The organism is Luteimonas sp. TWI662, assembly GCF_039673825.1.
Classification (GTDB): Bacteria; Pseudomonadota; Gammaproteobacteria; order Xanthomonadales; family Xanthomonadaceae; genus Luteimonas.
The window spans coordinates 240,151-261,322 of record NZ_JBDJMI010000001.1 but is presented as its reverse complement, the minus strand read 5'-3'; the positions used below and the strand labels follow the sequence as shown (position 1 = coordinate 261,322).

Sequence of the window (21,172 nt, the reverse complement as noted above, 5' to 3'; positions counted from 1 at the left end):
CGCATGAGCTGCCGTACCCGCTTCGCGCCCAGTCCCACCGGCTACCTGCACATCGGCGGCGCACGCACCGCGCTGTACTGCTGGCTGGAAGCGCGCCGCCGCGGCGGGCAGTTCGTGCTGCGCATCGAGGACACCGATCGCGAGCGCAGCACGCAGGCCGCGATCGACGCGATCCTCGAGGCGATGGACTGGCTCGGCCTGGATTACGACGAAGGCCCGATCTACCAGACCCACCGCCTCGACCGCTATCGCGAGGTCGCCGAGCAACTCGTCGCCGACGGCAAGGCCTACTACGCCTACGAGTCGAAGGACGAGCTCGATGCCATGCGCGAGGCGGCGATGGCCCGTGGCGACAAGCCGCGCTACGACGGTGCCTATCGCGAGCGTGGCGAAGCGCGCCGCGAAGACCCGAACCGGGTGATCCGGCTGAAGAACCCGCTCGAAGGCACGGTCGTGTGGGAGGACAAGGTCAAGGGGCGCATCGAGATCGCCAACAGCGAACTCGACGACTTGGTGCTGTTCCGCCCGGACGGCTACGCGACCTACAACTTCGCCGTCGTCGTCGACGATCTCGACATGGGCATCACCGATGTCGTGCGCGGCGACGACCACGTCAACAACACCCCGCGGCAGATCAACATCTACCGCGCACTCGGCGCCGAGCCGCCGGCGTTCTCGCACCTGCCGATGATCCTCGACGAGCACGGCGCCAAACTGTCCAAGCGCACCGGCGCGGCGGATGTGATGCAGTACCGCGATGCCGGCTACCTGCCGCATGCGCTGCTCAACTACCTGGTGCGGCTGGGCTGGTCGCATGGCGACCAGGAGATCTTCTCGATCGACGAGATGCGCGCATTGTTCGATCTCAAGGACGTCAACGCCAAGGCCTCGCGTCTGGATCCGGCCAAGCTCGGCTGGCTCAACCAGCAGTACCTCAAGTCCGATGATCCGGCCGCAGTCGCCGCGCATCTGGTCTGGCACCTGCGCAACGATGGCTACGACCTGTCGACCGGCCCGGCGCCGGCCGATGTGGTGATCGCGCTGCGCGACCGGGTGCAGACGCTCAAGGAAATGTCCGAGCGCGCGGCGGTCTGGTACCGGCCATTGACCGACTACGACGACAAGGCCGTCGCCAAGCATTTGAAGGCCGAAGCGCGGGCGCCGTTGGCCGACGCGCGTGCGCGGCTGCTGGCGCTGCCCGACTGGACGGCCGAGGCGATCGGCGTGGCGTTGCACCAGACCGCGGAGACGCTCGGGCTGGGCATGGGCAAGGTGGCCCAGCCGATGCGGGTGGCCATCACCGGCACCCAGGTCAGCCCGGACATCGGGCACACCGTCTATCTGGCCGGCCGCGAGGAAGCCTTGCGCCGGATCGAGGCCGCGATCGCGATGATCCCCGACGCCTGAACGCGCGCGGCGGTCGCCGCGGCGCTGCATGCGACGCGGAGCGCAGCACCTCCCGGGCCTCGTCGCGGCAGTAGGGGCGACGCGCGCTGCCAGGGCACGGCTTGAGTCCCCGCGCCGGCGCCTCCATCATCTAGGAATGGGAACGATCAACGCCTGCACGGATCCGCATCATCACGTCGACGACGCAGCCGGGTTCGTCCGTGCGGTCGAACGTGCCTGCAGCGAGCGGGGGCTGCGCCTGACGCCGATCCGGGGCCACGTGCTGGGCCTGATCGCCAAGGCCGGCAAGCCGCTGAAGGCCTACGACCTGCTCGACCAGGTCCGCGATGGTGGGGGGCCGGGCGCGGCGGCGCCGCCGACCGTCTACCGAGCGCTGGACTTTCTATTGGCCAACGGCTTCATCCACAAGTTGCAGTCGGTCAACGCGTTCGTTGCCTGTCACCATCCCAGCACCGCGCAGCATTCGGTGCCGTTTTTGATCTGCGATCACTGCCACAGTGCGGTGGAGCTGGAAGACGAAGCGGTGGTCGCCTCGCTCGATGCGCGCGCCCGCACGCTGGGCTTCGTGCCGCAGGCGCAGACGCTGGAAGTGCACGGCCTGTGCGCGCAGTGCGTGGACGTGGGCACCCTCTGAGCCGCGGCGGATCGGCCTGCATGCGCTGCGCAGGCGCAGGCCCGATGCAGGGCGTGCATGCAATGCCACGGCGCGGCGATGTCCCGCCCCGGCGAGCCGGGGCGGGAGGTGGGCACGCGGTGCCGGGCGGATCAGGGCGAGGTCAGAAGTACACGCGGATGCCGCCTGCGATCGTGCGGCCGGGCAATGGAGCGTAGTTGCGCAGCAGCGAGGTATGGGCGCGTGCCTCCTGGTTGGTCAGGTTGCGACCGTCCAGGAACAGTTCCCACTGCGTGCCGTCGGCCTCGCCCAGGCGCCAGGCGACACCGGCGTTGACCAGGGTGTAGCCCGGGCTCGGGTCCTCGAGCGCGGCGACGCGATCCTGCTTCTGGTAGCGCACTGCGCCGACATTCGCGCGCCAGCCGCCCAGGCTCCAGTTGAGGTCGGCGCCGATGCGCGCCGGTGCGATGCGTGGCAGGTTGCCGCCGAGCGGGATGTCGGCGTGGTAGTGGTGGGCGTGGTCGCCATGCGGCACGTCGAAGTGCACGTGTCGGGTCCCGCTGCCGTCGAGCTCGGCGCGCACGAGGTCGCCGAATACGCGCAGGTCGAAGTCGCCCGCGTCCGATTCGACCAGGTGGAACTTCGCCTCGGCCTCGGCGCCGCGGAATGTCGCATCGCCCTGCGTCCACAAGCGCACCGGGAAGCCTTGCTCGGCGACGCCGGTGTCGGCCAGGTAGGTGTAGCGGTCGAACCGGGTCTGGTAGACGGCGGCCTTGAACTCGACGCGGTCGGTATGCGCATGCAGGCCGACTTCCAGGCGCTGGCCGCGTTCGGTGCCAAGCTCCGCGTCGCCGATCTCGATCGAGCGGGTGGCGATGTGCGGGCCAGCCGCAAACAGTTCCTCGTTGGTCGGTGCGCGCTCGGACACGTCCGCGCCCAGGCGCAGGTCGAAGACCTCCGACAGATGCCAGATCGCGGCGCCCGACAGGCTGCTGGCGTCGAACTTGCGCGATGCGCCTGCCGCCGGATCGATCTCCACACGTTCGTGGCGGCCGCCGAACTCGAGTTTCACCGGCCCCCATTCCTTCTCCTGCACGACGAACAGGCCCAGCGTATCGGTCACGCTCGGCGGCACGAACGCTTCCTCGCCCACGGCACTGAAATCGACGTGACCGACCTGCAGGCCGAATGCGCCGCGCCAGCCTGCGACCTCGTTTTGCACCGCTTCCAGGCGCGCCTCGGTGCCCTTGTTGGTGAAGCGCGTGGCTGCCAGCCCGCCCTCGAGCTCGACGTGTTCGTAATCGTTATAGGCCGCGCGCAGGTTCAATGCGCTCAGGAACGGCAGCGGATCGTAGATGCCGCCTTTGAGGTCGATCCGGTTCTGCACCATGTCGATGCGCACCGAGCCGTGGTCGTGGCCCTCTTCGCCATGGTCGTGATCGTGATGGCCGTGGTCATGGTCATGGTCATGATCGTGGCCGTCGTCGTCGTGCCCATGGCCGTGATCGTCCTCGGCATGCACGTGCGCGCCATCGGGCAGCCCGTAGTTGGTGCGATAGGTGCTGACCGCGAGTCCCAAGTGGCCGCGCGTGCCGAACCAGGTCGCGCCGAGCGCGCCGGCGCGCGTGCGGATCGAACTGTTGGGCAGTCGTCCGTAGGCGTTCTCGGCCTCGTGGTCGTGATCATGGTCGTGATCGCCGTGATCGTGGTCGTCGGGCAGTTGGGCGTAGCCGGGGATGTCGAAGTCGCCGGTATTGCGGACCAGGCCGTCGACATGCAGCACCAGGTTGTCGCCGTTGACGCCATCGAGCCGGAACATCCCGCTGCGCTCGCCATTGCCGCTGGCCGCGCGCAGTTCTGCGCGGCCGCTGAGTGGACGGTCGGGGACGGCGCGCGCGATGCGGCCGTCGACGACGTTGACCGCGCCGCCGACCGCGCCGCTGCCGTAGAGCAGGTTGGCCGGCCCCTTGAGCACCTCGATCTGGTCGGCGAGGAAGGGCTCGATGCTGACCGCGTGGTCGGCGCTGACAGTCGAGGCATCCATGCTGCCGATGCCGCCGGAGAGAATCTGCACGCGCGGCCCTTCCTGGCCGCGGATGATCGGCCGACCGACGCCGGTGCCGAAGAAGCCGCTCTGCACGCCGGGCAGCGCCGAGACGGTGTCGCCCAGGTTGCCGGACTTGCGATCGTCGAGCGCGTCGCCATACAGCACTTCAATGGGATGGGCGAGATCCTCGGCATCGCCGCCCAGCGGAGTGGCGGTCACCTGGACACGGTCGAGCGTGGTCGGGTGGGCGTGGGTCTGATTCTGTGCAAGCGCCGCGGTGGCGGGCAGCAACAGGGCGATGGCGACGGTCAGCCGGGCGCGGCGCGGCGGGCGGGAGGGGGTGGGGAGGTTGTTCATGCGGATGGGGTACACTGGTGGTCAAGACGCGGATGTTATAATGTTACGACAACCTTCGTATCCCCCAAAAGACATGCCTGCACACGATTCCGCCCTCCGACGGGCCGACCGCGTCGGTTTCGCTGCCTCGTTCCTTTGTGCGATCCATTGCGCCTTGTTGCCGCTGGCGCTGGCGTTGCTGCCTGCGCTGGGGCTCAACCTGGGCGGCTGGGTCGACATCGACCAGGCATTCGTCATATTCGCCACCTTGCTGGGCCTGACCACATTGACGCTCGGCTACCGCCGGCATCGCGCGTTCCGCGCCTGGTTCCTGCTGTTGCCCGGCCTGGCGCTGGTCTGGGCGGGCGCGTTCACCCATCTGCATGACCACACGCTCACCCATGCGGTGGTGATGACGATCGGCGGGCTGTTGTTGGCCGGGGCGCACCTGCTGAACCTGCGCCTGAGCCATCTTCACGGCACGCGCTGACGCATCGCGCGGCGCTGGCCGCATGCTAGAATTCGCGGTCTTGTGCGCCCGCCGGGCGCGCATTCGCGTCTACCGCATTCAATACACGCAGGACATCAGGAGCAGATTCATGGGCAAGGGCGACCGCAGGACCCTCAAGGGCAAGCGCTACAACGCGAGCTACGGCAATTCCCGTTCGAAGGGCGTCGTCAAGGCCGCAGGCACCGCGACCGCACCGGTCGCCAAGAAGACCGGCACCAAAACCGTGGCCAAGGCCCCGGTCAAGAAGGCGGTCGCCAAGAAGGCCTCCTGACGCCCGGTTCCGGGTCCGGCGCTTGGCGCCTGGGCCGGGCCAACTGCAGGACGCGACCGGTGGCAACGCCGGTCATGCCGAAAGCCCCGCCCAGGCGGGGCTTTCGCGTATCTGCGTGCAGGGCTGCCGGCTCAGCGGCCGGCGCCCGCCTCGACCTCGGCCCACACCCGCAGCAGGTTGCCGCCGAGGATCTTGCGGATGTCGGCCTCGGCATAGCCGCGCGCCTGCAGGCCGGCCACAAGGTTGGGGAAGTCGGACACATCGCGCAGGCCCTGGGCCAGCGCGCCGTCGACGCCGTCGAAGTCCGAACCGATGCCCACGTGGTCGACGCCCAGCAGGCGCACGCCGTGGTCGATCTGCTGCAGCACCGATTCGAGCGGTGTCTGACGGGCGGGGTGCGCGGCGGCCCAGTCGCGTTGGAACTGTGCGGCATCGAGCGTGGGTTGTCCGGCGTCGGCGCGCTTGGCGTTGTCGGCGTCGAAGGCTGCGACCGCGTCGAACCAGGCCTGGGTGTCGGCAGCGGTCTGCGCATCGACGAACGCGGTGCCGAAGGGGATCTGCACCACGCCGCCCTTGGCGGCGATCGCACGGGCGAGCGCATCGCTGATGTTGCGCTCGAAGCCTGGCGTGAAGTGCCGGAATGCCGAGTGGCTGGCGATCACCGGGACCGTGCTCAGCGCGATCGCCTGCTCGGCCGCCGCGTCGGAGACGTGCGAGACATCGACCATGATTCCGAGGCGGTTCATCTGGGCAATGACTTGGCGCCCGAACGGGCTCAGCCCGTTCCAGCGGCGCGCTTTGCCGTAGGAGGCGTCGGCGACCCGGTTGGCTGCGCTGTGCGCGAGCGTGATGTAGCGCACGCCGCGGTCGAAGAAGATCGTGAGCTGCGACAGGTCGTCACCGATCGGCGCGGCGTTCTCCATGCCCAGCGGCAACAGCACGCGTTGGCGACCGTCCGCTGCGATGCGCAGGCGGTCGACGTCGCGTGGCGAGCGCAGGATCGCGAAGCGGTCGGGATGGCGCGCGGTCAGCGCCTCGACTGCGTCGATCTGCCGATGCGCGATCTCGCGCGCGGTGCCGGCCGTGTCCTGCGCGGCCGAGGTGTAGATCGACATGAAGGCCACATCCAGGCCGCCGGCGCGCGCACGCGGGTAGTCGAACTCGCGGTCGGGCGCGGCCTCGCCCAGGTCGGCCCAGCGGTCGAGCAGCACGCCGGGGGCATCGATGTGGGTGTCGACGATGATCGCGTCCTGGGCGAGCTGGCGTGCGGCCTCATCGGCCTGGGCATGCGTCTGGGCGGCGGCCACGCTCAGTAGCGGGGCAAGGGCGAGGGCGAGCGGGAGCAGGCGCATGCGGATGGATTCCTTGATGAGAGTCAGGGCAGACGACGGCCGGCGGCGAAGGCCATCTCGCGCATCGGGCCGCCGAGCCAATAGACGAGTTCGGCCGGCTGCGCGAGGCGCCAGCAGGCGAAGTCGGCGCGCTGGCCGGGCACCAGGCGCCCGCGATCGCGCAGTCCCAGTGCTTGCGCCGCATGCACGGTCGCCCCGCGCAGCGCCTCTTCGGGGGTGAGCCGGAAATGGGTGACCGCCAATTGCATGGCCTGGCGCAACGACAGCAGCGGCGAGGTGCCGGGATTGCAGTCGGTCGCCACGGCCATCGGCACGCCGGCGGCGCGGAATGCGTCGAGCGGCGGCAGCCGGGTCTCGCGCAGCACGTGGAAGGCGCCGGGCAACAGCACCGCGACCGTGCCGGCCGCCGCCATCGCGTCGACGCCGGCTTGGGAGGTGTGCTCGACATGGTCGGCCGACAGGCCGTCGAACGCGGCCACCAGCGCGGCGCCATCGCCGTCGCTGAGTTGGTCGGCGTGCAGCTTGACCGGCAGGCCGAGTGCGCGTGCGACCTCGAACACCCGGCGTGTCTGCGCCGCATCGAAGGCGATGCGCTCGGCGAATGCGTCGACCGCGTCGACCAGGTCCTCCGCGTGCAGCCGCGGCAGCCACTCGCAGACCGCGTCGATGTAGGCGTCGCTGCGCCCGGCGTACTCGGGCGGCAGGGCATGCGCGCCGAGGAACGTCGTACGCACGGTGATGCCCAGGGCCTGGCCGATGCGCCGGGCGACGCGCAGCATCTTGCGTTCATGGGCGAAGTCCAGGCCGTAGCCGGACTTGATCTCCAGCGTCGTGGCCCCGTCGGCCAGCAGCGCGCGCGCGCGCGGCAACGACTGCGCGAGCAGCGCGTCCTCGTCGGCGGCGCGGGTCGCGCGCACGGTGGAGACGATGCCGCCGCCGCTGCGCGCGATCGCCTCGTAGCTGGCGCCCTGCAGCCGCTGCTCGAACTCTGCGGCGCGGTCGCCGCCGAACACCAGATGGGTGTGACAGTCGATGAGGCCCGGGGTCAGCAGGCCATCGGCCTCGATCACCCGGTCGGCCAACTGCGCCGCCGGCGCAGGCAGCGCGGTGCGGGGACCGACGTGCACGATCGTGCCGTCGCGCCAGCCCAGCGCGCCGTCCTCGATCAGCCCGTAGCCGGTGTCCTCGGCCAGTGTGACCAGGGTCGGCCCGACGATCAGCCCATCCCAGCGTTCAGTCGCCCCCATCATCGCCTCCATCGTTGTCGCCGGGCCAGTCGACGCCATCGCCATCGTTCGCGCCCGGCCGTTGCGCCGCCGGACACGCCTGTGCCACTACCACGAGAACGCGCAGCACGCGGCGCACACGAGCCGCAGCGAGCCCCAAGAATCGTGCATGCGATGCTCCCCCAGGGCAGACAGGCTAGCCTACCGCACTCGTTTCCGGAGTCACCCCGATGCCAGACCTGCCAACGGTTCCGATCCAGCGCATGCCCGCAGGCTGGCGCCTGCCGGGCATCGCCAACTTGCATTCGCACGCGTTCCAGCGGGCGATGGCGGGCCTGGCCGAGGTGCAGACCGATCCGGCCGATTCGTTCTGGACCTGGCGCGAGACGATGTACCGGATGGCCGCGCGCTTCGCCCCGGACACGCTGCGCGACGTCGCCACCCAGCTCTACGTCGAGATGCTCGAGGCCGGCTACACCGCCGTGTGCGAGTTCCACTATGTCCATCACGCCCCCGACGGCCAGCCGTATGCGCCGGCATCGGCGATGGCCGACGCCCTGATCGAGGCGGCCGAAACGACCGGCATCCGATTGACCCTGCTGCCGGTGCTGTACATGGCCGGCGGCTTCGACGGGCGGCCACTGGGGCCGCATCAGCGGCGTTTCGGCCACGACGTCGACGGCTATCTGCGGCTGTTCACCGATCTGTACGCGCGCCAGGGTGCGGGCCTGCGCGTGGGCTGCGCGCTGCACAGCCTGCGCGCGGTGCCGGCCGATGCGATGGACGCGGTGCTGGGCGCGCTGCCGCAGCAGGCGCGCGTGCACATCCACATCGCCGAACAGACCGCCGAGGTCGACGACTGCGTCGCGGTGCGCGGGGCACGCCCGGTGGCCTGGCTGCTCGACCACGCGCCGGTCGATGCCCGCTGGACGCTGGTCCACGCCACCCATCTGGATGCGGACGAGGTCGCCGGCATCGCGCGCAGCGGCGCGACCGTCGCGCTGTGTCCGACGACCGAGGCCAATCTCGGCGACGGTCTGTTCCCGCTGCGTGCCTATCTCGATGCCGGCGGTGCCTGGGGCATCGGCTCCGACTCGCACATCTCGGTGTCGCCGGTCGAGGAACTGCGCTGGCTGGAGTATGGCCAGCGCCTGGCCAAGCGCCGGCGCAATATCGCGGTCGGACCGCACACGCCGAGCGTGGGCGCGACCCTGCTCGCCGGCGCCTGGGCCAGCGCCGCGGCCGCGACCGGGTTCGCGCAGCGCGACGATGCCGTCGTGCTCGATGCCGATGCGCCGTTGCTCGCCGGCGCGACGTCGGCCGACGTCGCCGACCGCTGGCTGTTCGCCGGCAACCGGCCGCTGGTGCGCGAGGTCGAGGTCGCCGGCCAGCGGCTGGTCGTCGACGGACGCCACCGGCTGCACACGCAGGCGGCGCATGGTCACGCCGAGGCGATGCGTCGGTTGCTGGCGCAGTAATGCCCGGCCGCTGCCGCACGATTTGATTCAGGTCAACGCCGGGCGCCGGCCGGCGTCGGTATCCTGCCGGCATCGTTCTTGTGCTGGAGTCGTGCGCATGCAGGTCGACATCGCCATCGTCGGGGTCGGGCCGGCCGGGTTGTGCTTCGCCCGCGCGCTGGCCGGCACGGGGCTGAAGATCGTGCTGATCGAGCGCCAGTCGCGCGAGGCGATCGCCAAGCCTGCGTTCGACGGTCGCGAGATCGCGCTGACCCATGGCTCGCGCCGGATCATGGAGACGCTGGGCCTGTGGGCCCGGCTCGATCCGGCGCAGATCTTCGACCTGCGCGATGCGCGCATCCTCAACGGCGATGCCCAGGCCGGCCTGACGATCACCGCCGGCGACGGCAACGGCCGCCAACTCGGCTGGCTGGTGCCCAATCACCAGATCCGGCAGGCGGCCTTCGACGCCGTCGAGGGCCTGGCGGAGGTCGAGCTGGTCTGCGACACCGCGGTGCGCGGCGTCACCCATCGCAGCGACGGCGTCGAGCTCGCGCTCGATGGCGGCAAGACCGTGTCGGCGCGCCTGTTGGTCGCCGCCGACAGCCGGTTCTCGGACGTGCGTCGCATGCTCGGCATCGGGGCGCGTATGCGCGATTTCGGCAAGCGCATGCTGGTGTGCCGCGTCGCCCACGAGCGCCCGCACGACCACGTCGCCTGGGAGTGGTTCGGACATGGCCAGACGATGGCGCTGCTGCCGCTCGACGCCGGCCGGGCATCGGTGGTGCTGACCCTGGCGCCGGAGGCGATGGCCCAGGTCGAAGCGATGGGTGACGCCGCCTTCGCGGCCGATATCCAGCGGCGGTTTCTCGACCGACTGGGCACGATGACCACGGTCGGCACGCGCCACGTCTATCCGCTGGTCGGCGTCTATGCCGACCGCTTCGTCGCCGAGCGCGCGGCACTGATCGGCGATGCCGCTGTCGGCATGCATCCGGTCACCGCCCACGGCTTCAACCTCGGCCTGCAGGGGGCCGAGCGCCTGGCCGACGGGATCCGCCGGGCGCAGGACGCGGGCCGCGACATCGCCGGCCGGGCGGTGCTCGCACGTTTCCAGCGCCAGCATCGGGTGGCGACCTGGCCGCTGTTCGCCGCGACCGGCATCGTCGCCAGCCTCTACACCGACGACCGCGCACCGGCGCGATTGGTCCGCAGCACCACGCTGCGCATCGCGCAGCGGCTCACGCCGTTCCGGCGGCTGATCGCCGCGCACCTCACCCAGGAGCGGCCGGCCCTGCGCTGAGCTGATCGCGGCCGCGAACAACCGGTTTTCCCACGCTGCGTCGGGCCGATTCCGGGCAGGCCGGCTACGCGGCCGGCGCCACCGCGTGCGCGGCGAACAGGCCGTCGACGGCGGGCAGCGCGCCTTCGAGTGCGAGCAGGAACTGTTTGGTCGGCACGCCCCCGGCGAAGCCGGTCAGCGCGCCACTGGCGCCGATCACCCGGTGGCAGGGCACGACGATCGGGATCGGGTTGCGCCCGTTCGCGGCGCCGACCGCGCGGCTGGCAGTCGGCCGACCGAGGCCGCGTGCCAGCGCGACGTAGCTGGTGGTGGTGCCGTAGGGAATGCGTGAGAGTGCCTGCCAGACCGCATGCTGGAACGCGGTGCCATCGGCGGCGAGCGGTAGGTCGAAGTGGCGCAGCCGCCTGGCGAAGTAGGCGCGCAGTTGCGCCGCGGTTTCGCGCAGCAGCGCGTGATCGCCGGCCTGCCAGTGCGCGCGTCCGCGCAGCAGCGGTCGCGCTTGCGGGAAATCGATCGCGTGCAAGCCAGCATCGGAGGCGGCGAGCCGTAGTGGGCCGATCGGGGTGTCGAGCGAGGTCGTGAAGACGGGTGAGGGGCTCATCGGGGACTCCGGGGGCGGGCGGCGGCGGGCGGGGCCGATAGCGCGGCATCGCGCCACAGGTGGAAGACCGCGTAGCCACGCCAGGGCCGCCAGGCCTGCGCGCGTGCTTGCAGCGCGCGCGCGTCGAGCCGGCTGCCATCGGTGGGCACGGCCTTCTGCAGCACGAGGTCCTGCGCGGGAAACGCGTCGGGATGGCCCAGCGCGCGCAGCGCGATGTACTGCGCCGTCCAGGGCCCGATGCCGGGCAATGCGGTCCAGCGGGCGACGGTGTCGTCGAGCGTGCGCGCCGGGTCGAAATCCACACGGCCCTCGAGCAGGGCCGCGGCGATCGCACGGATCGTCGCGATGCGGCTGCCGATCAGGCCGAGGCCATCGAAGTCGCCGTCGACCAGCGCCTCGGGGGTCGGGAAGAGGTGGGCGAATCCATGGGCGGCCAGCGTCTCGGGCAACCGATGGCCGAAGCGCTGCGACAACCGGGCGGTCAGCGTACGCGCGGCGGCCACACTGACCTGCTGGCCGATCACCGCGCGCACCGCGATCTCGAAACCATCCCAGCCGCTGGGCAGGCGCAGGCCCGGACGGGCCTGCAGCAGGGGGGCCAGCCGTGGATCCTGCGCCAGGTGCGTGGCGATCGCGGTCGGTTCGGCGTCGAGATCGAACATCCGCCGCACGCGCCGCACGGTGTCCTGCAACTGGGCCGGTGCGATGCCGTGCAGTTCGAGCCGCAACGCATGCGCCGGCCCGGCCACCGTGGCCGGCCAATGCGAGACACGCAGCCAACCCGCCGCCAATGCGTCGCCCACGACCCGGGTGTAGCCGGCCTCGTCGATGCGTTCGATGCCTGGCAGCGCGCGGCTGCGCAGGAAATCCAGCATCGCGGCGAAGTCGTACGGCGGGCGGTAGCCGAGCCGGAGCACCAGCCCATCGCCGGCAACGGACGCCGAGGGCTGCCGACGCAGATCGCGCGGCGCCATGCGATAGGCCTCGCGGAATGCGGTGTTGAACCGGCGCAGGCTGGCAAAGCCGGCGGCCAGCGCGACTTCGGTGATCGGCAGTGCGGTTTCGGTCAGCAACTGCTTGGCGAACAGCAGGCGGCGCGTCCCGCGCACGCCGATCGGCGGCGCGCCCAGGCGCTCGACGAACAACCGCCGCAGTTGGCGTTCGCCCAGATGCAACTGCGCTGCCAGCGACGCCAGCGGCGCATCGTCGAGCGCACCGCGATCGATCAGCGCCAGCGCTCGCGCCACGACATCGTCGCCGCGGTGCCAGTGCCCGTCGCCGGGCGCCAGCTCCGGGCGGCAGCGCAGGCAGGGCCGGAAGCCGTCAGCCTGGGCCGCGGCCGCATTGGCGTAGTAGGTCACGTTCCCGGCCCGCGGCGGTGGCGCCGGACAGACCGGACGGCAGTAGATGCCGGTGGTGCGGACCGCGGTGAAGAACAGCCCATCGAAGCGCGCGTCGCGGCTCAGGCGGGCCTGCTCGCAGACGGCGGGATCGGGCAGGGCGGGGGGCGACGACATGCCCGCAGGCTAGCACCGCGCCCGGCGCGGGACTGGCCGTTTTCGGACACGAATGCGACGCGCCGCGCAGCGAGCGCGGTCGTCGCAACTAACGGCGATCGTCGGATCGCAGCGCAGGCAGCAGCGTCGCTGCGTCGCCGTCGTGCTCGGCCGGCGCCACGCCGATCAGCCGGGCCAGCAACGGGTAGACGTCGACGTTGTCGAAGCCATTCAGGACGATGCCGTGTCGGAACGACGGCCCGTGCGCGATGAACACCGCGCGCATCGAGGGCAGTGCCGGATCGAAGCCATGCGAGCCACGCGGCCCGACATCGCGCGTGGCGACGGTTTCGCGCGGCAGCGCGTCCCAGCCTTCGTGCATCTGGCAGACGATGGGCGGCACGCGTCGATGGCGGCCGTAGGCCCAGCGCGCCGGCAACGCCTCCTTGCGCCAGCAGTCGTAGCGCGGATGCGCGCCGAGCAGGCGCGCGGCGACCGTGGCCTCGTGACCGGGATGGGGCGCGATGCCCACGACCTGGCCGATCGAGACCACGCGCGCCTCCTCGGGCGCCACCATGTCCTCGACCGCGATGGCGTGCCCGGGCGCGACCTCGGCCATGCCGTGATCGGACACGACGACGATGTTCGTGCGATCGAACGCGCCGTGTGCGCGCAGACCGGCGACGAGTCGGCCGATCGCCGCATCGACCTGGCGCAAGGCCGCATGCGTCTGCGGGGCGTTGGGGCCATGGTCGTGGCCGGCCGAGTCCACATGCTCGAAGTACAGCGTCGCCAGCCGCGGGCGCGTGGCATCGGGTTCGGACAGCCAACCGAGCACCGTGTCCACGCGTGCGTCGAGTGGGCGGGTCTTGTCGAACGGTAGCCAGCGCGTCGGCCGCACGCCGCGCACTGCGGCCTCGCTGCCGGGCCACGACAGCGTGGCGGTCGCCAGCCCGGCGTTCTCGGACGTCACCCACAACGGCTCGCCGTCGTTCCACCAGGCCGCGTTCTCGACGGCCGCGCGGTCGGACAGCTTGAAGTCGCCGAGCGTGGCGTCGTGCATCGAGTTGTGGACGATGCCGTGGCGGTCGGGGCGCAGCCCGGTGACCAGCGTGTAGTGATTAGGAAAGGTCAGCGACGGATACGACGGCCGCATCCAGCCCTGCACGCCCCCGCGCGCGAGCGCGTCGAGATGCGGCGTTTCACCGCGCCCCAGCGAGTCGGGGCGCACGCCGTCGAGCGAAATCAGCAGTAGCGTGGGCCGCGGATCCGCGGCCGCGGGCGACGCGGCGCGGCTCGCGCAGCCAACCAGCACGAGCAAACTGCAAAGCACCACGGAAACCAGAACAGACGGCGCCATTCGGCGCACCAATGCGATATCGATCATCCCCACAGGATACCGAGCCCAAGTGACAGTCCAAAGCCAAAACCGGGGTCAGAGTGCAATTTCCTCAGCAACCCGGATCAGCGCGCATGTCCACTGAAATTGCACTCTGACCCCGGTTTTTGGGGCGAGGAATCTGAACGTTCAGCGGGCGCAGACCACGGGATCGAGTGGGGGGCGTATCGTGCGCAGCAGGACCAGCAACCGGGAGTGCGCAATGAACAACAGATGGTGGATGGCGGCGCTGTGCGCCGGTCTGGCGCTGGGCGCGGTGTCGCATGGCGCTCTGGCGCAGCAGCAGGAGGAAGAGGAAGAGGCGGTGCGCGAGCGTGGCCAGCGTGCCAGCCCGTCGGATCGTTTCTGCATTCGCGAGACCGGGTCGCGGGTGACCGCGGCGCGCAACGCGCGTTCCAAGCGTGCCGAGCAGGAATGCGTCGACGGGGGCGGCCGGGTCTACACCCGCAGCGACATCGAGCGCACCGGCTCGGTCGACATCAAGGACGCGCTGCGCCGGCTGGATCCGTCGGTGTTCTGACGATACCGGCGGCACCGCAGTGCGCGAAACGCCCGGCATGTCCGGGCGTTTCTGCGTTCGGGCTCAGCAGTCGTCGGCGTGGCCGGTCGTCCAGCGCAGTCCCTGCAGCAGATGCGCGCGGAACACCGGATCGGCATACAGCGCAGGGTCGTGGCCGAGCCCGGTGTACCAGGCGCGGCCGCCGGCGCGGGTGTGGCATCACGCGATGGGATGGTCGTCGCCCATACCGCCGGCGGCATGCGAGTGCGGATCGACCGACGCGATCACCCGCACATCCGCACGCGGGTTTCGGCGGTAGTCGTAGATCTCGTCGACGACCCGCCAGTCGCGTCGGCCCAGCGGCGCCGGGTCCTGTTCGAACACCACACGCACCGTCTGCAGTCCCTCGGGGTGGCGTGCGAACCAGGCGCCGACCAGCGCGCCGTACCACGGCCAGGTGTAGCCGCTGTCGGCGGCGGCGTGGATGCCCAGGTAGCCACCGCCGTGGGCGACATACCGTTCGAAGGCCGCCTGCTGGGGCGCCTCGAGTACCTCGCGCGTGGTGTGCGCGAACACGACCGCGCGGTAGCCGGCCAGTGTCGCGTCGTCGAACCGTGTCGGGTCTTCGCTCGCTTCGATCTCGATGCCCGCCTGCGCCCCGAGCGCGCGCAAGGTCTCGATCGTCGTGGGGATCGCGTCGTGGCGGTAACCGGCGGTGCGGGTGAACACCAGCACGCGCGGGACGTCGGGCTCGGCAGTGGCGGCACGGACGGGCAATGACGATGCGCCCATGGACGCGGACGCAGCAAGCAGGGCGAGGATGACGGGCGACGCGGAGCGCATGCGCGCGAGCATAGCGGCCGGCGGCCGCGGCATTCACGCCGCAGCGCGTCAGGCCGTCCGGTGCGCCGGTGCGATAATCGGCTCATCGCCCCATCGAGTGCCGCCATGACAGACGCCTCGCGCCACGACCCGTCCCGCACCATCCGCGCGCCCCGCGGCAGCGCCCTGACCTGCCGCTCGTGGCTGACCGAGGCGCCGTTCCGGATGCTGCAGAACAACCTCGATCCCGAGGTCGCCGAGCGCCCGGAGGATCTCGTCGTCTACGGCGGCATCGGCCGCGCCGCACGCGACTGGGCCTGCTTCGATGCGATCCTCGAGACGCTCAAGACGCTCGAGGACGACCAGACGCTGCTGGTGCAGTCGGGCAAGCCGGTCGGGGTGTTCCGCACCCATATCGACGCGCCCCGGGTGCTGATCGCCAATTCCAATCTCGTGCCGCACTGGGCGACGTGGGAGCACTTCCACGAGCTTGACCGCAAGGGCCTGGCGATGTACGGCCAGATGACCGCCGGCAGCTGGATCTACATCGGCAGCCAGGGCATCGTGCAGGGCACCTTTGAGACCTTCGTCGAGATGGGCCGCCAGCACTACGGCGGCGACCTGACCGGCAAGTGGATCCTGACCGCAGGCCTGGGCGGCATGGGCGGGGCGCAGCCGCTGGCCGCGAGCCTGGCCGGTGCGTGTTCGCTGACGGTCGAATGCCAGCAGAGCCGGATCGACTTCCGGCTCAAGACCCGCTACGTCGACGAGCAGGCCGCCGACCTGGACGACGCGCTGGCGCGCATCGCGCGCTACACCCAGGCAGGCGAGGCGAAATCGATCGCGCTGCTGGGCAACGCCGCCGAGGTCCTGCCCGAACTGGTGCGGCGCGGCGTGCGTCCGGACTGCGTCACCGACCAGACCAGCGCGCACGACCCGGTGCATGGGTACCTGCCGATCGGCTGGACGGTCGAGCGCTGGCTGGCCGAGCAGTCCGCCCATCCCGACGCGGTACGCGACGCGGCCAAGGCCTCGATGCGCGTCCATGTCGAGGCGATGCTGGCCTTCCACGCGCAGGGCATCCCGACCGTCGACTACGGCAACAACATCCGTCAGATGGCCAAGGACGAGGGGCTGGAGAACGCCTTCGATTTTCCCGGCTTCGTGCCCGCCTACGTGCGTCCGCTGTTCTGTCGCGGCATCGGCCCGTTCCGTTGGGTCGCGCTCAGCGGCGATCCGGAGGACATCGCCAGGACCGATGCCAAGGTCAAGGCGCTGATTCCCGACGACCCGCACCTGCATCGCTGGCTGGACATGGCCGCCGAGCGCATCGCCTTCCAGGGCCTGCCGGCGCGGATCTGCTGGGTCGGGCTGGGCCTGCGCCACAAGCTGGGCCTGGCGTTCAACGAGATGGTGCGCAATGGCGAACTCAAGGCGCCGATCGTGATCGGCCGCGATCACCTCGACTCGGGCTCGGTCGCGTCCCCGAACCGCGAGACCGAGGCGATGCGCGACGGCAGCGACGCGGTCAGCGACTGGCCGCTGCTCAACGCGATGCTCAATGTCGCCGGTGGGGCGACCTGGGTCTCGCTGCATCACGGTGGCGGCGTCGGCATGGGCTACTCCCAGCACTCGGGCGTGGTGATCGTTTGCGACGGCAGCGAGGCGGCCGATCGACGCATCGAACGCGTGCTGTGGAACGATCCGGCGACCGGCGTGATGCGGCATGCGGATGCCGGCTACGCCATCGCCGCCGATTGCGCGAAAGCGCAGGGTCTCGATCTGCCGATGCTCGCCTGACTGTGTCACTCTGGCGCGCAGGGCGCGCCGCGCTGGCAAAGACTGCGCAGCGATCGGGGGCGGGCGCATGGTGCATTGTGCGTGCGGCGGGTCTGGACACCAGGTCAGGCGCTAAGGTCCGACAATGGGGAGCGCGGCAATGAAGCGAATCGAGTGTCTGGCCGCATGCGCGGCGTGGCTGGTGGGCGTGGTGCCGGTGGCCCTGGCGGCGCCGGTCGAGCGCGGGACGTTCGTGCAAGTCTGTAACGCCGCCAGCCCCTACACCCACCTGCGCGATGGACCGAGCGCACGCCAGTATCCGGCGACGGCACGGATGCCCAACGGGCAACGCCTGCGCGTCGAGGACACCCTCCTCACGCCGGAGGGGTATGGCTACCATCGCGTGAGCCTGCTGGACGCACGCGGCGGCACCCTGCGCAGCGGCTATGTGCACGACCAGACGGTCCGCGCCAGATGTGACCTGCCGGCAGCGCCGGATGCGGCGCTCGCGCGGCTCGCGGCCGCTCTGGCGGCCGACAATCCCGGTATCGACGCCGCCGACATCATGGCGGTCAATGCCGGCTTCGACGGCAAGACGCTCGATCTGATGCAACTGCCGCAGTTGCGTGATCTGTCCGCGCTCGCGGCCTTCGACGGACTCGAGTCGATCGACCTCAGCCGGTCTGGCGTGGTCGATGTCGCGCCGCTGGCGGGCCTGCGCTCGCTCAAGACCCTCAGCCTGTACGAGACCGCGGTGCACGACATCGCGCCGCTCTCGGCGCTGCGCACCCTGGAAACGCTCAACCTGCATGGCACGCGAATCGGCGACCTGGACGCGCTGTCGGGCCTGCCCGCGCTGCGCACGCTGTACCTGACGAGCAGTCTGGTGCGCGACATCTCCGCGCTCGCCACATTGCCCGATCTGCGGGTGCTGACGCTGTCGGAAACCGAAGTCCAGGATCTTTCGCCGATTGCCGCGCTCGGCGAACTGCGCCTGCTCAACCTCGCCAGCGCAGGCGTGCGCGACATCGGGTTCCTGCGCGACAAGCCCGCGCTCAGGACGCTGGATCTGGGGAACAACGCGATCGACGACCTGTCGCCGATCGCTGAACTTCCCGCGCTCGAAAGCGCCCTGTTCCACAGCAATCCGTTCACCGACATCACGCCGTTGGCGAGACTCAAGACGCTCAAGGTCTTGTCGCTGGCCAACAGCCAGGTCGCGGATTACCGGCCGCTGACCGGACTGACCGGATTGACCGAACTCGGGCTTGCCGGCAGCACGATCGCCGACCTCAGGCCGCTGGCCGGGATGCGACGACTCGAATGGCTGGCGCTGGGGGCGACCCGGGTCGCGCGCATCGATGTCGTTGCCGGGATGCCGGCCCTGCGACTGTTGCATCTGCACGATACCCAGGTCGCGGCGCTCGCGCCGGTCGCGGGCCTGCGCCGGCTCGAACGGCTGTCGCTGACCAACGCACCGGTGCAGGACCTCTCGGCGCTGGCCGGCCATGCCCACCTCATCGACCTGGGCCTGCGCGGAACGTCGGTGACCGATTTCTCGGTCATCGCGGAATTGACGGCGCTCCAGACCCTGGACCTGGCCGACACCACGTTCGACGACATGGCAGCGCTCGCCCCGTTGCGGCTGCTCGAAACACTGGACCTGTCGCGCACGCCTGTCGAGGACGTTACGGTGCTGGCCGGGCTGCCCAGCCTGCGCTGGCTGACGATGGAGGAAACGCGGGTGCACGATGTGTCGCCGCTGCGCGCCATGCACGGGCTGCGCACGGTGCGGCTGGCGAAGTCGCCGGTCGAAGATGTCGGGGTGCTTAAACCGCTGGTGGACGCAGGGCTCGACCTGCGGACGGAGTAGCCCGCCGCACGCGTCACGTGGGCCTGCGTGGGCCGCCGAGCGGCGGGACGCGGCGCACGGGCCGGGGCTTGCAATGCGGTCTGTGCATCGCCAGCTTCTTGAGGGTCGATCGCCACCGGAGCATGCCGTGTCCTCGTTTGATCTGCGTCCGCCCAGCACCGCCGAGCGCACCGCCCTGGAAGCGGACCTGTCCGCCGACGAGCGCCGCGTGCTGCTGCACCACGGCACCGAGGCGCCGTTCTGCGGCGTGTTCCTCGACAACAAGCGCGAAGGCACCTACTGCTGTCGGCTGTGCGGCCTGCCGTTGTTCCGCTCAAGCGCCAAATTCGACTCGGGTACCGGCTGGCCGAGCTTCTTCGCACCGATCGACGAAGCGCACATCGGCCGCATCCGCGACACCAGCCACGGCATGATCCGCGTCGAGGAGGTCTGCGCGCGCTGCGGCAGCCATCTGGGGCACGTGTTCCCCGACGGGCCGCCGCCGACCTACGAGCGGCATTGCCTCAACTCGGTGTCGCTGTCGTTCGTGGCGACCGGCGAATCGCTGCCCGACCCGCTGGCACGCGGCGGCGCGGAGGCATCGCCGGCCTGATCGCTCACGTGCAGGCGAGGGCGCCGGGCACGCAGCGGTGCCCGGCCTGGGCACGTCGCGATCGCCGACATGCCTTTCCGCCCTGGACCTCTATACTCGCCCGCCCCCGACCCGGCGAGCCTTGCCCATGCGTGTGTCCAGCGATTCCGCGTCTTCCGCCGCGCCCAGCGCGACACCGCCCGGCAGTCTGCGCCGGTCGGTGTCGAATACGCTGAAGGGGTCTGCCGGCAACCTCGTCGAATGGTTCGACGTCTATGTCTACTCGGTGTTCGCGGCGTACTTCGAGTCGCAATTCTTCTCGCCCGAGGACAAGAACGCCACGCTCTACGTCTGGGGCATCTTCGCGATGACCTTCCTGATGCGTCCGATCGGCGCCTGGTACTTCGGCCGCTTCGCCGACCGCTACGGCCGGCGCCTGGCGCTGACGGTCTCGGTGTCGATGATGGCCGGCTGTTCGTTCGTCATCGCGATCACGCCGACGGTCGCCACGATCGGTATCGCCGCGCCGATCATCCTGCTGCTCGCGCGCCTGGTGCAGGGCTTCGCGACGGGCGGCGAGTACGGCGCCAGCGCGACCTACATGTCCGAGGCCGCGATTCCTGGCCGCCGCGGCTTCCTGTCCTCGTTCCATTACGTGACGCTGGTCGGCGGCCATGTGCTGGCGCAGGCCACGCTGCTGGCGATGCTGCTGTCGCTCGACACCGCGCAGATTGCCGAGTGGGGCTGGCGCCTGGCCTTCGCCCTGGGCGGCGTCGCGGCGATCGTGGTGTTCTGGCTGCGGCGCACGATGGACGAGTCGCTGGAGACCGAATCGATCGAGGCCGCCAAGACCGGCGGCGCACGCGCCTCGGGGTCGCTGCGCGAACTGTTCGTCAACCAGTGGCGTCCGCTGCTGCTGTGCTTTTTGATCACCGCTGGCGGCACGATCGCGTTCTACACCTATTCGGTCAACGGCCCGAAGATGATCCAGACCGCGTTCGCCGGCGGCGATGCGATCACCGGCACCTGGATCAACCTGGCGCTGCTGGCCTTCCTGATGGTGCTGCAGCCGGTCGGCGGCTGGCTGTCGGACATCATCGGGCGCAAGTCGCTGCTGGTGTTCTTCGGCATCGGCGGCGTGCTCTACACCGGCTACATGGTGACCGCGCTGCCGCAGCAGACCAGCGCACTGTCGGCGTTCCTGATCCTGGGCGTGGGCTTTGTGATCCTGACCGGCTATACGTCGATCAACGCGGTGGTGAAGGCCGAACTGTTCCCCACCCACGTACGCGCGCTGGGCGTCGGCCTGGGCTACGCGCTGGCCAACTCGGCCTTCGGCGGGACCGCGCCGGTGCTTTACCAGGCCGCGCTCAAGTCCGACCAAGTGACCGCGTTCGTGGTCTACGCGACCACGGTGATCGCGGTGTCGTTGGTGGTCTACGTGTTCTTCCTCAAGAACAAGAGCGCGAACTGGCTCGACGATGCGGAGGCCATGCGCGACCGCGGGCAGGGCGTGCGCTGAGGCGATTCGCTGAGGCGATGGCCAGCCCCCACCCCAGCCCTCCCCCGCAGGCGGGGGAGGGAGCAGGGCAAGGCGGCGGGCGTTCTG

17 protein-coding genes and 1 pseudogene are annotated in these 21,172 nt (G+C 70.4%); 11 read left to right on the top strand and 7 right to left on the bottom strand.

Annotated features, from left to right (window positions below; genetic code table 11):
- The first annotated feature begins 3 nt into the window (after positions 1-3).
- Complete coding sequence (gltX, locus tag ABE488_RS01260; RefSeq protein ID WP_346446788.1) at positions 4-1,407, top strand: glutamate--tRNA ligase; 1,404 nt, start codon at positions 4-6, stop codon at positions 1,405-1,407.
- A gap of 136 nt (positions 1,408-1,543) precedes the next feature.
- On the top strand, positions 1,544-2,041 hold the full coding sequence (locus ABE488_RS01255; protein ID WP_346443221.1) for a transcriptional repressor: 498 nt from the start codon (positions 1,544-1,546) through the stop codon (positions 2,039-2,041).
- A 142-nt stretch (positions 2,042-2,183) separates the two neighbouring features.
- Here ABE488_RS01255 and ABE488_RS01250 read toward each other — a convergent pair whose 3' ends face one another.
- Positions 2,184-4,424 (bottom strand): TonB-dependent receptor, encoded by a 2,241-nt coding sequence (locus ABE488_RS01250; RefSeq protein WP_346446786.1) that lies wholly within the window; start codon positions 4,422-4,424, stop codon positions 2,184-2,186.
- Positions 4,425-4,497: 73 nt separating this feature from the next.
- Between ABE488_RS01250 and ABE488_RS01245 the strand changes: the two genes are divergently transcribed.
- Positions 4,498-4,893 carry a MerC domain-containing protein gene (locus tag ABE488_RS01245; RefSeq protein ID WP_346443217.1) on the top strand — a complete coding sequence of 132 codons (396 nt, stop codon included), beginning with the start codon at positions 4,498-4,500 and terminating at the stop codon, positions 4,891-4,893.
- A 109-nt stretch (positions 4,894-5,002) separates the two neighbouring features.
- Positions 5,003-5,185 carry a 30S ribosomal protein THX gene (locus ABE488_RS01240; RefSeq protein ID WP_346446784.1) on the top strand — a complete coding sequence of 61 codons (183 nt, stop codon included), beginning with the start codon at positions 5,003-5,005 and terminating at the stop codon, positions 5,183-5,185.
- 131 nt (positions 5,186-5,316) lie between these two features.
- Here the strand turns inward: ABE488_RS01240 and ABE488_RS01235 are convergent, their stop codons facing one another.
- Positions 5,317-6,537, bottom strand: coding sequence for a dipeptidase (locus ABE488_RS01235; RefSeq protein WP_346446783.1), 1,221 nt, complete (start codon positions 6,535-6,537; stop codon positions 5,317-5,319).
- A 23-nt stretch (positions 6,538-6,560) separates the two neighbouring features.
- Positions 6,561-7,784: an imidazolonepropionase gene (gene hutI, locus ABE488_RS01230; RefSeq protein ID WP_346446782.1), complete on the bottom strand. Its 1,224-nt coding sequence runs from the start codon at positions 7,782-7,784 to the stop codon at positions 6,561-6,563.
- 209 nt (positions 7,785-7,993) lie between these two features.
- On the opposite strand from hutI, the gene ABE488_RS01225 reads away from it, so the two are divergent.
- Together ABE488_RS01225 and ubiM are read left to right on the top strand one after the other, a co-directional pair.
- Complete coding sequence (locus tag ABE488_RS01225) at positions 7,994-9,241, top strand: formimidoylglutamate deiminase (protein ID WP_346446781.1); 1,248 nt, start codon at positions 7,994-7,996, stop codon at positions 9,239-9,241.
- 97 nt (positions 9,242-9,338) lie between these two features.
- Entirely contained in the window at positions 9,339-10,523 is a 1,185-nt protein-coding gene (ubiM, locus tag ABE488_RS01220; protein WP_346446780.1) for a 5-demethoxyubiquinol-8 5-hydroxylase UbiM, read from the top strand.
- Between the two features lie 64 nt (positions 10,524-10,587).
- Here ubiM and ABE488_RS01215 read toward each other — a convergent pair whose 3' ends face one another.
- The 3 genes from ABE488_RS01215 to ABE488_RS01205 form a co-directional block, all read right to left on the bottom strand.
- Positions 10,588-11,124, bottom strand: a complete 537-nt coding sequence (locus ABE488_RS01215) for a methylated-DNA--[protein]-cysteine S-methyltransferase (RefSeq protein ID WP_346443207.1) — start codon at positions 11,122-11,124, stop codon at positions 10,588-10,590.
- Entirely contained in the window at positions 11,121-12,641 is a 1,521-nt protein-coding gene (locus ABE488_RS01210; RefSeq protein ID WP_346446779.1) for an AlkA N-terminal domain-containing protein, read from the bottom strand. Before ABE488_RS01210 ends, ABE488_RS01215 begins: the two co-directional genes overlap by 4 nt.
- 88 nt (positions 12,642-12,729) lie before the next feature.
- Positions 12,730-14,007, bottom strand: a complete 1,278-nt coding sequence (locus ABE488_RS01205; RefSeq protein ID WP_346443203.1) for an ectonucleotide pyrophosphatase/phosphodiesterase — start codon at positions 14,005-14,007, stop codon at positions 12,730-12,732.
- 214 nt (positions 14,008-14,221) lie between these two features.
- Here ABE488_RS01205 and ABE488_RS01200 point away from each other — a divergent pair, with 214 nt between their 5' ends.
- Positions 14,222-14,539, top strand: coding sequence for a hypothetical protein (locus ABE488_RS01200; protein ID WP_346443201.1), 318 nt, complete (start codon positions 14,222-14,224; stop codon positions 14,537-14,539).
- 63 nt (positions 14,540-14,602) lie between these two features.
- Here the strand turns inward: ABE488_RS01200 and ABE488_RS01195 are convergent.
- Positions 14,603-15,247 (bottom strand): annotated as a pseudogene (locus tag ABE488_RS01195) (ThuA domain-containing protein).
- 219 nt (positions 15,248-15,466) lie between these two features.
- Between ABE488_RS01195 and hutU the strand changes: the two are divergent.
- The 4 genes from hutU to ABE488_RS01175 all read left to right on the top strand — a co-directional run bounded on the left by hutU (position 15,467) and on the right by ABE488_RS01175 (position 21,085).
- A complete protein-coding gene (gene hutU / locus ABE488_RS01190; protein ID WP_346443197.1) occupies positions 15,467-17,140 on the top strand; it encodes a urocanate hydratase in 1,674 nt (557 codons plus the stop codon).
- A gap of 139 nt (positions 17,141-17,279) precedes the next feature.
- On the top strand, positions 17,280-18,992 hold the full coding sequence (locus ABE488_RS01185; RefSeq protein WP_346446778.1) for a leucine-rich repeat domain-containing protein: 1,713 nt from the start codon (positions 17,280-17,282) through the stop codon (positions 18,990-18,992).
- A 127-nt stretch (positions 18,993-19,119) separates the two neighbouring features.
- Positions 19,120-19,584, top strand: coding sequence for a peptide-methionine (R)-S-oxide reductase MsrB (msrB, locus tag ABE488_RS01180; protein ID WP_346443194.1), 465 nt, complete (start codon positions 19,120-19,122; stop codon positions 19,582-19,584).
- 127 nt (positions 19,585-19,711) lie between these two features.
- Entirely contained in the window at positions 19,712-21,085 is a 1,374-nt protein-coding gene (locus ABE488_RS01175; RefSeq protein ID WP_346443192.1) for an MFS transporter, read from the top strand.
- Positions 21,086-21,172 lie beyond the last annotated feature (87 nt).